The sequence below is a fragment of the Streptomyces sp. CNX435 genome, assembly GCF_059570575.1.
In genome coordinates this window covers 262,481-276,271 of the sequence record NZ_JCANTA010000003.1, presented here as the reverse complement: position 1 = coordinate 276,271, position 13,791 = coordinate 262,481, and the positions used below count along the sequence as shown (strand labels likewise).

Below are 13,791 nucleotides of genomic sequence, written 5' to 3'. Positions count from 1 at the left end.
ATGCGGGGCGCGGCGGCAGCGAAACCCGTCTATCGCTCACAGCCCGCCGGGGCCGCTCTGCACCGCGTCCGGATGGAACTTCGGCACCCGGACGTGCACCGTCGTGCCGGCGCCGGGAGCGGTCTCGATGACGAGCCCGTAGGCGTCGCCGTAGACCTGTCGCAGCCGCTCGTCGACGTTCCGCAGCCCGATGCCGGGCGCCCGCGGCGCGTCCCCCGCCAGCTCGGCCAGCTCCGCCAGGTCCCCGGCGAGGGTGCGGGCCAGCGTCTCCGGCTCCATCCCGGCGCCGTCGTCCTCGACGCTGATCAGCGCCTCACTGCCGCCGTCCGCCGCCGTGATCGTGAGCCGCCCCGGGCCCGGCTTCTTCTCCAGCCCGTGCCGTACGGCGTTCTCCACCAGCGGCTGCAGGCACAGGAACGGCACCACCACGCTCAGCACCTCCGGCGCCACGCGCAGCGACACCTCCAGCCGGCCGCCGAAGCGGGCGCGCTCCAGCAGCAGGTAGCGGTCGATGCAGCGCAGCTCTTCGGAGAGCGACGTGAAGTCGCCGTGGCGGCGGAAGGAGTAGCGGGTGAACTCGGCGAACTCCACGATCAGCTCGCGGGCCCGCTCCGGGTCCGTGCGCACGAAGGAGGCGACGGTGGAGAGGGAGTTGTAGATGAAGTGCGGGGAGATCTGCGCGCGCAGCGCGCGCAGCTCCGCCTCGCTGGCCGCGGCCCGGGAGCTGTCCAGCTCGGCCAGTTCCAGCTGCGCGGAGACCCACCGGGCCACCTCGGAGGCGGCGCGTACCAGGCCCGCGGAGGGCTGGGAGGTGAAGACGGCGAGGACGCCGTCGATCCGGCCGGCGACCGTCAGCGGCACGGCCACCGCGTGCCGCAGTGGGCAGTCCGGCCAGGTGCAGGCCACCTCGCGGGGGCCGATGACCTGCGTTCGACCGCTGTCCGTCACCTGTGCGGCGGCCCCGGGGACGGCCTCGGAGTGGTCGTGGCCGGGCTTGCCCTCGGGGCCGTCCCAGGCCAGCAGCTCGCCTTTGCCGTCGGCCAGCGCGAGCGCGGGCGTGCCGAGCAGGGCGCGCAGGTGCGGGGCGGCCCGGCGGGCGCTGTCGTCGGTGAGTCCGGCGCGCAGCGGGGGAGCGGCGAGGGAGGCGGTGTGCAGCGTCTCGTACGCGGCGCGCTCCTGCGGCGTGCCGTACTGCCGGTTGCGCGCGACGTACACGCCGATGAGCGCCGCGGCGGCGCAGAGCACCACGACGGCGCCGAGCAGCAGCGCGGCGGTCGCGGCCGACATCCCGGGCATGCACGGACGCTACCGCGCCGGGGGCGGTCGGCGGCAGCGGGCGTCGCCGACCCGCGCGGTCGGCCGGGTCGTCAGCCGGAGGTGCCGGCGGCGGAGCGCGGCAGCACGTTCGCGACGTAGTCGGCGACCGCGGCCTCCAGCCCCACGTCCTGCTGTGCCTGCTCGGCCAGGAGCCAGCGGTGCTCCAGCACCTCGTGGTAGACCTGCGCCGGATCGAGCTGACCGCGCAGCTCCAGCGGCACCGCACGGACGGTCGGCCGGAACACCTCCCGCACCCAGCGGTGCGCCAGCACCTCCGGCCGGGCCCCGAGGGGGTCGCCGGGCGCGTAGTCGTCCTGGGTGGCCATCCAGCTCTCCAGGTCGTTCAGCAGCCGGCGGGCCTGGTTCTCCTCGGTGTCCATGCCGGTCAGCCGCAGCAGCTGGCGCTGGTGGTGCCCGGCGTCGACGACCTTCGGTACGAACGAGACGGTGTCGCCGGCCGGCGAGTGCGTGATCTGCATCTCGGCGACGTCGAAGCCGAGGTCGTGCAGGCGGCGTATGCGGCGCTCGATGTAGTGCCGTTTGTCGGCGGGGTAGACCGACTCGCGCGTCAGCTCGTGCCACAGGTCGCCGTACCGCTCGGCGATGGCCGCGCCGAACGGGATCGGGTCGATCGACGGGTGCAGCGCCCCGGAGGCCTCCAGGTCCATCAGCTCGCCCGAGATGTTCATGCGGGCCAGCTCGATGTCGTACTCCCGCTGGCCGTGGCTCAGCCGCGGCTGGATCTGCCCGGTCTCGGCGTCCACCAGGTACGCGGCGTACGCGCCGGCGTCCCGGCGGAAGAGCGTGTTGGACAGCGAGCAGTCGCCCCAGGCGAAACCCGCCAGGTGCAGCCGCACGAGCAGCACGGCCAGCGCGTCCATCAGCCGGTTCACCGTGCTCGGGCGCAGCGTGGTCTCGAACATCGCCCGGTACGGGCGGGAGCCCACCAGATGGCGGGTGACCAGCGCCGGCTCCAGCTGCTCGCCGTCGGCTCCGGTGCGCCCGGTGACGACCGCGAGGGCGTCCACGGCGGGGATGCCGAGCCGGTCGAGGTCGCGCAGCAGCTCGTACTCCTGGCGGGCGGCCCGCTCCGGGACCTCCTTGATCGCCACGACCTCGGCACCGGCCTCGGCGAAGCGCACCACGTGCCGCGAGATACCGCGCGGCAGGTCGACCAGGCAGTCCTCCGGCCAGGCGTCCAGCGGCAGCTCCCAGGGCAGGTCGAGCAGCGCGGCGGGATGCTCCGGGTTGGTGGCGCTGATCTGCAGCTCCGGGCGCACGGCGGTCCTCCTTCGTCGTCCGCTGTCCATCATGCGGTGCCGGCCGCGGCGGCGAGGAACTGGGTGGTGGCCAGCTCGGCGTAGAGCGAATCGCCGGCGACCAGTTCGGCGTGCGTGCCCACGGCCCGCACCCGGCCGGCGTCCATCACCACGATCCGATCGGCGGTGGTGACGGTCGAGAGCCGGTGGGCGACGACGAGCACGGTGGTGCTGCGGGCGGCCTCCGCGACGGTGTCGCGCAGGGCCGCCTCGTTGACCGCGTCAAGCTGCGACGTGGCCTCGTCGAGCAGGAGCAGCCGGGGCCGGCGCAGCAGCGCACGGGCGATCGCGACGCGCTGGCGCTCGCCGCCGGACAGCTTGGTGCCGCGGTGCCCGACCAGGGTGTCCAGGCCCTGCGGCAGCCGGGCCACCAGATCGTCGAGCCGGGTGGTCTTGAGCATCGCACGCACGTCGTCCTCGCCGGCCGCCGCGTTGCCGAGCAGCAGGTTGTCGCCGAGCGAGCCGGAGAGCACGGGTGCGTCCTGCTCCACGTACCCGATCGCGGCGCGCAGCGCGGGTATTGGGTACCGGGTGACGTCGGTGCCGTCGAGGAGTATCCGCCCGGCGGTCGGCTCGTAGAACCGCTCGATCAGCGAGAAGACGGTCGTCTTGCCCGCCCCCGATGGTCCGACGAAGGCCGTCATCCCACGCGGCGGCACGTGGAAGCTGACGCCGTGGTGCACATACGGCAGGTCGTCGGCGTACCGGAAGCGGACGTCCTCGAACACCAGCGCCGCCGGCTCGGCGCCCGGCTCCGGCAGCGCCGCGGGCGCCGCGACGGGCTCGGCCGGCAACTGCTGCGCCTCGCGGATGCGCTGCAGCGCGGCGGCTCCCGACTGGTACTGCGCGATCGCGCCCACCACCTGCTGGATCGGCGACATCAGATAGAAGACGTAGAGCAGGAAGGCGACCAGCGTGCCGACGTCGATCGACCCGGTGGCCACCCGCGCGCCGCCCACCGCCAGCACGGTGATGAACGCGACCTGCATGGACAGCCCCGCCGTGTTCCCGGCCAGCGCCGACCACTTGGCGGCCCGCACGCTCTGCCGCCACGACTCCTCCGCCGCGGCGTGCACGGCCCGTTCCTCGCGGTGCTCGGCGCCCGACGCCTTCACGGTGCGCAGCGCGCCGAGCACCCGCTCCAGCGCCGCGCCCATCAGGCCCACGGACTCGGCCGCCTGCTTCGCCGCCCGGTTGATGCGCGGCACGATGACGCCGATGACCGTGCCGGCGGCAGCGATCACGGCCGCGGTTACCGCGAGCAGCACGGGGTCGACGACGCCCATCAGCACCAGCGTCGCCACGGCGGTCAGCCCGCCCGTGCCGAGCCCGACGAGGGTGTCGGTGGTGACCTCGCGCAGCAGCGTGGAGTCGGATGTCACCCGGGCCATCAGGTCCCCGGGCTCCGTTCGGTCCACGGCCGCTATGCGCAGCCGCAGCAGGTACGAGCTGAGCCGGCGCCGCGCCGTCAGCACCACCGACTCGGCGGTGCGCCGCAGCACGTACGAACCCAGCGCCCCGACCCCCGCGTTGGCGGCCACCAGCACCGACATCACCACCAGCGCGCCGGCGATGGACCGGTCCTCGGACAGATCGTCGATCAGCGACCGCGCCACCAGCGGCAGCGCGAGCCCGGTGGCACCCGTCGCCAGCGACAGCAGCGCCCCGGCGAGCAGCGCCCAGCGGTGCGGACGCGCGTAGCCGAGCAGCATCCGCCAGGGCGGCGTGCCTGCTTCGGGGGTCTTGTCCACGGCCACTCCCCACCTCCCGCGATCTCACGGAGATCCTACGGCGCTGGCACGACGGCGCCGGGAGTTATCCACAGCCCCCCGCGGCGGGCCCGCCACCCACCGTTTTGTACCCCCGACTCGGGCCCCGCCTGGCCGTCGGCGTTTCAGCCCGTGGCGTAGATGCCGTTGTAGTGGCGCAGCGCCCGGCGCCGCAGGTCCTCGGCCGGCAAGCCGGCGAAGCGGTCCGGTGACAGCGCCGCCAGCTCCGCGCCCGGCTCGCCGCCGTCCATGGCCTCCGCGAGTGCCGCCGCCGCGCCCGCGGCGTGCGTGACCCAGATCGCCGTCGCCGACCACAGCCCGGGCAGCCCCTCGAACGGGCCGAGCAGCGGCATGTTGTCCGGGGTGACCGAGAACACCCCGTTGAGGCGGACGGCGGGCGCGAAGCGGTGCGCGGGCGGCAGCAGGGCGAACGCGGCGGCCACGGCGCCGTCGAACGGCCTGCCCGGCCAGGGCTCCTCGGCCCGCACCCCGAGGTCCGCGGGCGCCACCGCACGCGGTTCGTGGGCGTACGTTCCGATGCCGTCCCGGTCGCCGTGGTCGCGGGCGTAGACCTGGTGCTCGGGCCATCGCACGAACGGTCCGCGCGGGTGCCGCGCCGGGTGCGGCCCCCCGTAGACGTACGGGTGGGACACCGGCGTCAACGGCAGCCGCACGCCCGCCTGCGCGGCGAGCAGCGGGCCCCAGATGCCCGAGGCGAGCACCGTGTCGTCGGCGGGCACGAGCGTGCCGTCGGCCAGCCACACGCCGTGCACCCGCCCGGCGCGTATCTCCAGGCCCGTCGCCTCCGCGCCGTCGGCGAACTCCGCGCCCTCCGCCTCGGCACGGCGCCGCTGCGCCGCGGTGAGCAGCCCGGCACGTGCGGTGCCGTCGCCGGGGAAGTGCAGCCCGGCCACGGCCGTCTCCGGGTCGACGAGCCGCGGCGCCAGCGCGGCGGCCTCCTCGGGTCCCACCAGCCGCGCGGCCAGGCCGGCGTCGTCGGCGCGGGCGGCGCGCCGGCGCAGCGTCTCGTACGCCGCGGGCGAGGTGGCGACCTCCAGGCAGCCGGTCTGCACGAAGCCGGCGCCGCCGCCCGGACGGGCGGGGCCGGTCGCGTCGTCATCTGTGAGGCGGCGGTAGATCCGTACGGTGGCGCGGGTCAGCTCGGTGAGGACGGGTGCCTCGCCGAGCACGCCGACGTAGCCGGGTGCGTGTCCCGTGGACCCGTAGAGCCGGCCGGCGGGGGAGCGGTCGAGGACCGTGACCTCGCAGCCGTCCCTCCCGGCCAGCTCCCGGGCCAGCGACGAGCCCACGATGCCGGCCCCGACGATCACGATGCGGCGAGTCATGCGGCGATCGGACCACGGCCCCCGCGCAGACGGCAACGCCGTCTCACTACCCGGTCACCGCGGCGGCCGTGTTGTCACATCGGGCGCGCCCCGCTGGTCACGGTGGTGACGCGGTGGAACGGAGGAAGGACCCGATGGACGAGCACGATTTCCTGGCCCGGCGCTTCGAGGAGCAGCGCGCGCACCTGCGCGCGGTCGCCCACCGGGTGCTGGGCTCGGCCGGTCAGGCCGAGGACGCCGTCCAGGAGGCTTGGTTGCGGGTGAGCCGCGCGGGACCGGACGGGGTGGAGAGTTTCGGCGGCTGGATGCGCACGGTTGTGGGCCAGGTCTCCCTGGACATCCTCCGGGCCCGGGCGGCGCGGGGGGAGGATCCGCTGGACCCGCCCGAGCCGTGGGAGCCCTCGCCGGGGTCCGAGGAGATGGCGTGGTGGCCCGAGCCGAGCGGGTCGAAAGCCGTCAATGCATCAAATGATCACCAACGGCCGGTAGAAGGATCTGAGGCGGAGGGAGCGGAGGAAGCGGACGGGGCCGACCGGGACCAGGAGGTGTTCCGCGGTGACTCCGTGGGGATCGCGCTGCTCGCCGTGCTCGACTCGATGGCGCCCGCGGAACGGCTGGCGTTCGTGATGCACGACCTGTTCGCGGTTCCCTACGACGAGATCGCGCCGATCGTACGGCGCTCGCCGGCCGCGACCCGGCAACTGGCCCTCCGCGCCCGGCGGCGCACGCAGGGCAGCGGGGCCGACGGCGCGGAAGAAAGCCGGTGGGCCGCGGACGCGCCCGGCGTACGCGCTGCCGTCCCCTGCACCCCAAGCGCCGCTGCGGTCACAGCCGTGCTGGCGGACGGGGGCGCCACCGCGCGCTGGAGCGCGATCGCCAGCGCGTTCCTCACTGCTTCGCGCGGGGAGGACTTCAATGCGCTCCTCGCCCTGCTCGACCCCGACGTGGTGCTCCGCGCGGACGCCACCGCGGTAGCCGCCGGCGCCGCGGCGGAGGTCCGCGGCGCGGTGGCGGTCGCCGACGTCTTCACGGGGCGACTGAGAGCCGCCCGCCCGGCGCTCGTGGACGGGTCGCCCGGGCTGGTATGGATGCACCAGGGGCGGCCGAAGATCGCGTTCACGCTCGACGTCGCCGACGGCACGATCGTCGGCATCGAGGTGATCGCCGACCCGGAGCACCTCTGCCGGCTGGAGCTGCAGCCTCTCGACGGCTGAAGAACTGCCGCACGGCAACACCCGCCGTACGGCGGGCTGCTCAGCCGCGGTCCGCCGCGAAGACCCTCGTACGCGACTCCTCGCCGGTCACCCCGGCGTCGTCCTCGACCGGGACGACTAGGTTCACCACCGTGAGCTGCTGTCCGCACCGGGGGCACGCGTGTGCCGTGTCGAGGGTCGACGGCACCGCCGCTCGCGGCGCCTGTCCCTCTGTCCGCCGGGACCGTCACCATCCGGCCGGCCCCGGCCGGAACACGACCGGTAACCGCGGGCTTATGCCCTCCCGCGATAATCTGGGGCGGCTCGAACCAAGCACGAGGACACGACGTAGTGAAGCGCTGTGACCGCAGTGTGACGCAAGGTGGGGGATCGTCAGCCATCATGCTTGAACGCCCATCCGCCACGCCCTCGCCCTGGGCCTGCGCGACCGCCGGCAGGTGCCGCTGATGAGGGTTCTGGTGGTCGAGGACCACGCCGAACTCGCCGACTCGGTGGCGCGGGTGCTGCGCAGGGAGGGCATGGCCGTCGATGTCGTGTACGACGGATCCGAGGCGCTGGAGCGCACGATGACCGTTGCCTACGACGTCGTCGTCCTCGACCGCGACCTCCCCGGTGTCCACGGCGACGACGTGTGCAGGGACCTGGTCTCCCAGCCCCACCATGCCCGCGTGCTGATGCTCACCGCCTCCGGGACCATCGTCGACCGCGTCGAGGGACTGAACCTCGGCGCCGACGACTACCTGCCGAAGCCCTTCGCCTACGCCGAGCTGGTCGCCCGGCTCCGGGCCCTCGCCCGCCGCGCCCAGCCCGCCGTGCCCCCGGTCCTGGAGCACGGCGACCTCCGGCTCGACCCCGCCCAGCGCGTCGCCACCCGCGCAGGCGAGCGGCTGACACTCACCCCCAAGGAACTCGCCGTCCTGGAGTGCCTGCTCTCCGCCCAGGGACGGGTGGTGTCGGCGGAGGAGCTGCTCGAACGAGTCTGGGACGAGGCGGCCGACCCGTTCACCACCACGGTGAAGACCACGATCAACCGCCTGCGCTCCAAGCTCGGTCTGCCCCCGGTGATCGAGACGGTGCCGCGGGGCGGCTACCGGATCTGAGGTACGCCCATGGGGCTGTCGAGACTGCACCTGGCCGTCCTGAAACGCGTCGGCGCCCTGTCGGCGCAGCTCACGCCCCGCCGGGTCCGGGCACGCCTCACCCTCCTCTACGGCTCGCTGTTCGTCCTCTCCGGCGCCGTGCTCCTGGCGATCACCTACCTGCTCGTCGCCCGCCCCTCGGGCGGGCTCGTCACGTTCAAGGAACAGTACGGCTCCGCCGAGTCCGCCCAGGCGGACACCCGCACCTACCGGCTGGACGAGGACCTCGGCAGCCAGGAGGAAGGCATCATCGAGGAGATGCGCCAGCAGGCGGTGCACCAGCGGGAGGCGATGCTCGACCGGCTGCTCATGCAGTCCGGGCTCGCCCTCGCCATCATGTCCGTGATCGCCATCGGCCTCGGCTGGGTGGTCGCCGGCCGCGTCCTGCGCCCGCTGCGCACCATGACCAGCACCATCCGCCACATCTCCGCCCGCAACCTGCACGAGCGCCTGGCCACCGGTGGACCGTCCGACGAGCTGAAGGACCTCGCCGGCACCGTCAACGGGCTGCTCGGCCGGCTGGAGACGGCGCTGGAGTCGCAGCAGAGATTCGTCGCCAACGCCGCCCACGAGTTGCGCACCCCCCTCACCATCGAGCACGCGCTGCTGGAGGAGACGCTCATCGACCGAGACGCCACAGTCGAGTCGTTCCGAGCCAACTTCGAACGGCTGCTGACGATCAGCAAGCAGCAGGCCACCCTCCTGGAGTCGCTGCTCACCCTCTCCAGCAGCGACCGCGGCCTGGACGACTCCGAACCGCTCGACCTCGCCTCGCTCACCGACGAGGTCCTGCCCGCGTTCCGGTCCGAGATCGGCCGGTGCGAGCTGGCCGTCGTCGCCGCCATAGAACCGGCCCTCATCTCCGGCGACTCCGCCCTCATCCACCGCCTGGTGGCCAACCTTCTCGACAACGCCATCGACTACAACGTCCCGGGCGGCAGCGTCGAGATCGCCACCGGCGTACGGGACGGGGGTGCGTTCCTCTCCGTCTGCAACACCGGCGCCACCGTGCCCCCGGACCAGGTCGAGCGCCTCTTCAACCCCTTCCAGCGACTCCGGCGCACCGCCGGCGACGGCCACCACGGACTGGGGTTGTCGATCGTCCGCTCCATCGCGACCGCCCACGACGCCACGCTCACCGCCGAGGCCAGAGCCGGGGGCGGGCTCGCCGTGACCGTCGCCTTCCCGCTGCGCACCGACGGGCCCGGCACAGACGGCCTGGCGGCCGGGCTTGCGGAGCACGGCACGGCTCCGGCCAACTTCTGAGACGGCGCTTTCCGTTTACTTCGAACAACGCCCGCCCAACTGCTGAGAATAAGCAGTTGGTCACCGTCCGGTTGTCCAACCTTGTCGCCCTCTGCCGGCCTGGTCGGTGTGTGTGCCGACTTGAGTAAACCCCAGCGACGGGAGCGGTCATGGCGAATCCGTTCGACAAAGCAGGCGGTGCTTTCCTGGTTTTGGTCAACGACGAGAACCAGCATTCACTCCGGCCCGCCTTCGCCGAAGTCCCCGCTGGCCGGAGGACCGTTTCCGGCGAGGAAAGCCGCAAGGCTGCATTGTGCCGCCGACTGGGAGGAGCGCACCACCGGTTCGGGCACTCTTCCCTGAAGTTCTCCTGAGGATAAAGCGCGCCCCTGCGGCGCGCTGAGCACCGCCGACAGAAGCCCATTCATGGAATTCTCATGAAAGCCGTCGTCGCCGGCCTTCGCCGACGGCGTTCTGTATCCGCCCTGTGACCGCCGTTCGCGTAGAACTTGGGCCCATGTTCACCACACGCAAACGGAAACGCGCATTCGCGCAGACCCTGCTCGCCTCGTCCGCTCTCGTGGTCAGCGTCGTGCTGGCGGGGTGCTCCGACGATTCCGAGGCCGCCTCCTCCGACGGCGGCACCGCCGCCTCTCCGAGCGGCCCGTTCGACCAGGCGGTCGAGTACGCGCAGTGCATGCGTGACAACGGCGTACCGGAGTTCCAGGACCCGCAGCAGGAGAGCGGCGGCGTCATGTTCAGGCAGCAGGGGGGCATCGATCCGAACTCCGCCGAGTTCAAGGCCGCCGAGGAGGCCTGCCGCGACAAGCAGCCCCAGATGCAGGGCGGCGCCAACGGCGGCGAGCCGCTGGACTCCGAGAAGGTCGCGGAGTGGGCGGAGTGCATCCGGCAGAACGGGGTCCCCGACTTCCCCGACCCGGAGATCGAGGGCAGCAGTATGGTCGTCGACCTGGGCGCCGCCGACCCGGAGTCGTTCGAGCCGGCCCGGCAGGCCTGCCAGGACAAGTACCCCGGTGGCGGCATGCGCGTCGGCGGGGGCATGCGGTGACCAACCGTGAGGAGACAGAGGAACTGAATCGGGGGCAACGGGCACCGGGCGCGCTGGAGGTCCGCTCGCCCAGTCCGCTCGCCGCCGGCGGCCCCGAAGCCAACGGACACCCCGGCGGACTCGCCCCCGCCACCACCGCCACCGCCCCGCATGTCGAAGGCGACGGCGCGCCACACGGCCCCGAGCCGGCGCGCAAGAGCCGCAAGCTGCGCATGGCGCTGATCGTGGTGATAGCGATCGGCGTCGCCGCGGCCGCGGGGCTCGCCGCCACCGGAGCACTCGGCGGCGAGGACTCGGCGGAGCCCGCCTCCGGCCCGTCCGGCCCGGCCGCGACGGCCGAGGTGGCGCGTACGACGCTCACCAGCAGCGAGACCGTGCAGGGCACCCTGGGCTACGGTGACGCCGCCACGGTCCAGGCCATCGGACCGTCGGGCGGCGGCGGCGCGGACACCGGCGCCGGCCAGCTGGCCCAGGACGGCGCTCCCGCGCAGGACGCCGGCGGTGACGCCGCCGACGAGGGCGCCGGCATCGTCACCTGGACGCCCAACGAGGGCTCCACGATCAAGCGCGGCGACACCGTGTACAGCGTGGACGGCGCGAAGGTCCCGCTGTTCTACGGCGACACGCCGCTGTACCGCACGCTGTCGGACGGCAGCGAGGGCGGCGACGTCGAGATGCTCGAACGCAACCTCGACAAGCTCGGCTACACCGGGTTCACCGTCGACGAGACGTACAGCACGGACACCGCGGACGCGGTGTCCGCCTGGCAGGAGGACATGGGCCGGGAGGAGACCGGCGTCGTCGAGGCCGGCGACGCCGTGACCGCCGAGAGCGCCCGGCGCGTCGCCGCGCTGCAGACCTGGCCGGGCGCCTCCGCCGAGGGCGCGATACTCGACTGGACCGGCACCGAGCGGGTCGTCACCGTGGAGCTGGACGCGCAGTTCGAGGACCTCGTACGGATCGGCACCAAGGCCGAGATCGAGCTGCCCAACGGCACCACCGTGGACGGCAAGGTGACCGACATCGGCACCCCGCCCAGCGCCGAGGACCCCGCCGCCAGCGGCGCCGGCGCCGAGGGCGAGGAGGACGAGGAGGCCGCCCTGCCGCTGCAGCTGGAGGTCGATCAGCAGGACGAGCTCGGCCGCTACCAGGCCGCGCCCGTCGACGTGGTGCTCAAGGCGGACACCCGCGAGAACGTGCTCGCGGTGCCCGTGAACGCGCTCGTCGCCCGGCAGGGCGGCGGCTACGCGGTGCAGGCTGTGACCGCCGGCGGGAGCACGGAGTACGTGCCCGTCGAGCTGGGCATGTTCGCGAACGGGCTGGTCGAGGTCACGGGCGACGGCATCGAGGAAGGCATGTCCGTGGGGGTTCCGAGGTGACCGTCCTGTCCCATCCGGTGGTCGAGCTGACCGGGGTCACCAAGACCTACGGGGACGTCGTCGCGCTCCGCGCCGCCGATGTCGTCATCCGGCGCGGCGAACTGCTGGCCGTCGTCGGCCCCTCCGGCTCGGGCAAGTCCACCATGCTCAACATCATGGGGACGCTCGACCGCCCCTCCGCGGGCACCGTCCGCATCGACGGACACGATGTCGACCGGCTCAGCGACCGCGAGCTGTCGGCGCTGCGGGCGGGCACCATCGGCTTCGTCTTCCAGCAGTTCCACCTCGCGCCCGGTGTCCCCGCGCTGGACAACGTCGCCGACGGGCTGCTCTACAGCGGCCGGACCCGCGCCGAGCGGCGCCGGCTCGCCGAGCGGGCGATGCGCCGCGTCGGCCTGGGCCATCGCCTCTACCACGAGCCGCACCAGCTCTCCGGCGGCGAGAAACAGCGCGTCGCCATCGCCCGCGCGGTCCTGGGCGATCCGCCCCTGCTGCTGGCCGACGAGCCCACCGGCGCGCTCGACTCCCGCTCCGGGGCGATCGTGATGGAGCTGCTGCACCAGCTCCATGAGGCCGGCACCACCGTGGTCGTCATCACGCACGACCGTGACATCGCCGCCTCCCTGCCCCGCGAAGTCCGCCTCAAGGACGGTGGCATCGAGCACGACTCCGCCCCCGGCGCCGCCCTCCCGGCCGCCCGGCTGCCCGAGGAGGCCGTCCGATGACCGCGCCGCAGGCGACGCGGGAGATCGACCGCGCGCGGCCGCCCGCACCGCCGCCGCCCGCCGCGCCGAAGCCCGCCCGGATGGCCGTCGCGGACGTGCTGCGGGTCGGGGGCTCCGGGCTGCGCTCGCGGCCCATGCGGGTGTTCCTCTCCGCGCTCGGCATCGCCATCGGCATCGCCGCGATGATCGGTGTCGTCGGCATCTCCACGTCCTCCACGGAGGACCTGGACCGCCGGCTGAGCGCGCTGGGCACGAACCTGCTCACCGTCACCCCCGGGCAGTCGTTCTCGGGCTCCGAGGCCAGCCTGCCGGAGGAGTCCGTGGGCATGATCGGGGCCGTCCCGGAGGTCGAGAACGTGTCTGCCGTCGGGCGCACCGACGCGAACATCTTCCGCAACGACCGGATCCCGGAAGAGGAGACCGGCGGCCTGACCGTGAACGCGGCCCGCGTCGACCTGCCGGCGTCCGTCGGGCTGCAGATCACCGACGGCCGCTGGCTGAACGCGGCCAACAGCCGCTACCCCGCCGTCGTCCTCGGCCCCAAGGCCGCCGAGCAGCTCGGCGTCTACGAGGCGGGGCCCGACTCGCAGGTGTGGCTGGGCGGCAGGTGGTTCACGGTCGTGGGCCTCACGGCGTACAACGAGCTGGTGCCCGAGCTGGACTCGGCCGCGCTGATCGGCTGGGACGTCGCCGAGGACGAGCTGGACTTCGCGGGCAACCCCTCGACGATCTACACCCGCACCGAGGACGCGGCGGTGGAGGACGTGCAGTCCGTCCTCGGCGCCACCGCCAACCCGGAGAACCCCAACGAGGTCACCGTCTCCCGCCCCTCCGACGCCCTGGAGGCCAAGGAGGCCACCGACGAGACGCTCAGCGGCCTGCTGCTGGGCCTCGGCGGGGTGGCGCTGATCGTCGGCGGTGTCGGCGTGGCCAACACCATGGTCATCTCCGTACTCGAACGCCGCTCCGAGATCGGCCTGCGCCGCTCCCTCGGCGCCACCCGCGGCCAGATCCGCAGCCAGTTCCTCTGCGAGGCGCTGCTGCTGTCCGCGCTCGGCGGCCTCGGCGGCGTGGTGCTGGGCATCGGCGTGACCGTCGGCTACGCCACCTCCCAGGACTGGGCGACCGTGGTGCCGATATGGGCGATGGCCGGCGGCATCGGCGCGACGCTCCTCATCGGCGGACTCGCCGGGTTCTACCCGGCCGTGCGCGCCGCCCGGCTGCCTCCCACCGAGGCGCTGGCCACCACCTGACGTACCGGTGGCCCGG

The 13,791-nt window shown here is 73.5% G+C and carries 12 protein-coding genes; 8 read left to right on the top strand and 4 right to left on the bottom strand.

Going from position 1 to position 13,791, the window contains the following annotated elements:
* Positions 1 to 36: 36 nt before the first annotated feature.
* From T328_RS07690 to T328_RS07675, 4 genes are all read right to left on the bottom strand, one after another.
* The gene (locus tag T328_RS07690; protein WP_496495379.1) at positions 37 to 1,287 is read right to left on the bottom strand and encodes a histidine kinase; all 1,251 of its coding nucleotides are present in this window, start codon (positions 1,285 to 1,287) and stop codon (positions 37 to 39) included.
* A gap of 80 nt (positions 1,288 to 1,367) precedes the next feature.
* Positions 1,368 to 2,627 carry a DUF4032 domain-containing protein gene (locus T328_RS07685; RefSeq protein ID WP_496495378.1) on the bottom strand — a complete coding sequence of 420 codons (1,260 nt, stop codon included), beginning with the start codon at positions 2,625 to 2,627 and terminating at the stop codon, positions 1,368 to 1,370.
* Positions 2,627 to 4,348 carry an ABC transporter ATP-binding protein gene (locus T328_RS07680; protein WP_496495377.1) on the bottom strand — a complete coding sequence of 574 codons (1,722 nt, stop codon included), beginning with the start codon at positions 4,346 to 4,348 and terminating at the stop codon, positions 2,627 to 2,629. The genes T328_RS07685 and T328_RS07680 overlap by 1 nt, the downstream gene beginning before the upstream one ends.
* 182 nt (positions 4,349 to 4,530) lie before the next feature.
* Positions 4,531 to 5,751 carry an NAD(P)/FAD-dependent oxidoreductase gene (locus tag T328_RS07675; RefSeq protein ID WP_496495131.1) on the bottom strand — a complete coding sequence of 407 codons (1,221 nt, stop codon included), beginning with the start codon at positions 5,749 to 5,751 and terminating at the stop codon, positions 4,531 to 4,533.
* Positions 5,752 to 5,885: 134 nt separating this feature from the next.
* On the opposite strand from T328_RS07675, the gene T328_RS07670 reads away from it, so the two are divergent.
* From T328_RS07670 to T328_RS07635, 8 genes are all read left to right on the top strand, one after another.
* Positions 5,886 to 6,965 (top strand): sigma-70 family RNA polymerase sigma factor, encoded by a 1,080-nt coding sequence (locus T328_RS07670; protein ID WP_496495130.1) that lies wholly within the window; start codon positions 5,886 to 5,888, stop codon positions 6,963 to 6,965.
* A 446-nt stretch (positions 6,966 to 7,411) separates the two neighbouring features.
* Complete coding sequence (locus T328_RS07665; RefSeq protein WP_496495129.1) at positions 7,412 to 8,065, top strand: response regulator transcription factor; 654 nt, start codon at positions 7,412 to 7,414, stop codon at positions 8,063 to 8,065.
* 9 nt (positions 8,066 to 8,074) lie between these two features.
* Entirely contained in the window at positions 8,075 to 9,370 is a 1,296-nt protein-coding gene (locus tag T328_RS07660; protein ID WP_496495128.1) for a sensor histidine kinase, read from the top strand.
* Between the two features lie 149 nt (positions 9,371 to 9,519).
* On the top strand, positions 9,520 to 9,723 hold the full coding sequence (locus tag T328_RS07655) for an MbtH family protein (protein WP_496495127.1): 204 nt from the start codon (positions 9,520 to 9,522) through the stop codon (positions 9,721 to 9,723).
* 143 nt (positions 9,724 to 9,866) lie between these two features.
* Positions 9,867 to 10,418 carry a hypothetical protein gene (locus T328_RS07650; RefSeq protein WP_496495126.1) on the top strand — a complete coding sequence of 184 codons (552 nt, stop codon included), beginning with the start codon at positions 9,867 to 9,869 and terminating at the stop codon, positions 10,416 to 10,418.
* Positions 10,415 to 11,797, top strand: a complete 1,383-nt coding sequence (locus T328_RS07645) for a peptidoglycan-binding protein (RefSeq protein ID WP_496495125.1) — start codon at positions 10,415 to 10,417, stop codon at positions 11,795 to 11,797. Before T328_RS07650 ends, T328_RS07645 begins: the two co-directional genes overlap by 4 nt.
* Positions 11,794 to 12,522, top strand: coding sequence for an ABC transporter ATP-binding protein (locus tag T328_RS07640; RefSeq protein WP_496495124.1), 729 nt, complete (start codon positions 11,794 to 11,796; stop codon positions 12,520 to 12,522). Before T328_RS07645 ends, T328_RS07640 begins: the two co-directional genes overlap by 4 nt.
* Positions 12,519 to 13,775, top strand: a complete 1,257-nt coding sequence (locus T328_RS07635) for an ABC transporter permease (RefSeq protein ID WP_496495123.1) — start codon at positions 12,519 to 12,521, stop codon at positions 13,773 to 13,775. Before T328_RS07640 ends, T328_RS07635 begins: the two co-directional genes overlap by 4 nt.
* The last annotated feature ends 16 nt before the right edge of the window (positions 13,776 to 13,791 follow it).

Coding starts and splice junctions, on each gene's coding strand:
- T328_RS07690 (WP_496495379.1), bottom strand. CDS start 1,287: ATGTCGGCCGCGACCGCCGCGCTGCTGCTCGGCGCCGTCGTGGTGCTC.
- T328_RS07685 (WP_496495378.1), bottom strand. CDS start 2,627: ATGGACAGCGGACGACGAAGGAGGACCGCCGTGCGCCCGGAGCTGCAG.
- T328_RS07680 (WP_496495377.1), bottom strand. CDS start 4,348: ATGCTGCTCGGCTACGCGCGTCCGCACCGCTGGGCGCTGCTCGCCGGG.
- T328_RS07675 (WP_496495131.1), bottom strand. CDS start 5,751: ATGACTCGCCGCATCGTGATCGTCGGGGCCGGCATCGTGGGCTCGTCG.
- T328_RS07670 (WP_496495130.1), top strand. CDS start 5,886: ATGGACGAGCACGATTTCCTGGCCCGGCGCTTCGAGGAGCAGCGCGCG.
- T328_RS07665 (WP_496495129.1), top strand. CDS start 7,412: ATGAGGGTTCTGGTGGTCGAGGACCACGCCGAACTCGCCGACTCGGTG.
- T328_RS07660 (WP_496495128.1), top strand. CDS start 8,075: ATGGGGCTGTCGAGACTGCACCTGGCCGTCCTGAAACGCGTCGGCGCC.
- T328_RS07655 (WP_496495127.1), top strand. CDS start 9,520: ATGGCGAATCCGTTCGACAAAGCAGGCGGTGCTTTCCTGGTTTTGGTC.
- T328_RS07650 (WP_496495126.1), top strand. CDS start 9,867: ATGTTCACCACACGCAAACGGAAACGCGCATTCGCGCAGACCCTGCTC.
- T328_RS07635 (WP_496495123.1), top strand. CDS start 12,519: ATGACCGCGCCGCAGGCGACGCGGGAGATCGACCGCGCGCGGCCGCCC.